Source organism: Mesorhizobium sp. M0030 (genome assembly GCF_040323695.1).
In the GTDB taxonomy this organism is placed as follows: domain Bacteria; phylum Pseudomonadota; class Alphaproteobacteria; order Rhizobiales; family Rhizobiaceae; genus Mesorhizobium.
This window is the reverse complement of sequence record NZ_JAMYVE010000048.1, coordinates 1-709: the sequence shown is the minus strand read 5'-3', so window position 1 is coordinate 709 and position 709 is coordinate 1. Positions and strand designations below refer to the sequence as shown.

At 57.1% G+C, this 709-nt stretch carries 1 protein-coding gene; it reads right to left on the bottom strand.

Annotation, left to right across the window (positions count from 1 at the left end):
* Positions 1-7 precede the first annotated feature (7 nt).
* On the bottom strand, positions 8-709 hold a 702-nt coding region (locus tag NKJ80_RS31410), incomplete at its 5' end, for a YihY/virulence factor BrkB family protein (protein ID WP_352498962.1).

Below are 709 nucleotides of genomic sequence, written 5' to 3'. Positions count from 1 at the left end.
TTGCAAGTCAAGCACTGTGAAGCACAGCGTCCAGATCGGACCTGCTGCCGTGTCGAATGGAATAGGCGCGAGTGATTTCCGCACCAAAAAGAAAAATTTCCGCCGAGTAGTAAGCCCACAGCAGGATGACAAGCAGCCCACCGGCGGCCCCATATGAGGCCGCGACCGCGCTGGAGCCTATATACCAACCGATAAGCGATTTCCCGAGCGTGAACAGGGCAGCGGTTACAACCGCGCCAATCCAGACATCCCGCCATTCCAGGGTTCGATCAGGCAAGATCTTGAAGATAGCGGCGAAAATAGCTGCTAGGAGGACAAAAGAAACGACCGCGTTGATAACGGCCAGGACAAGTGTCCCGAACGGCAGCTGTGCGTTGATGAGGTTGCCTAGGGCCGAAATCGCCGCGCTCGCGACTAGAGAGACGAGCAACATGAAGCCAAGTGCGGTGACCAGTCCCAGACTTACCGCACGTGCGCGCACCAGGCGCGACAACGAACTGCCCTGCGCTTCGACCTTCCATATCATGTTCAAGGACTGCTGTATTTCGCCGAAGACCCCGGAAGCGCTCACAAGCAAGGTGATGATGCCAATCACCGCCGCCCAGGTGCCGCCGGATGGCTTTTCGGATGCGCTCTTCAGTGCGGTTTGCAGGATATTTGCGCTTTCTGTACCCATCATCCCTGTGATTTGGGCGGACAATGCCGCTTG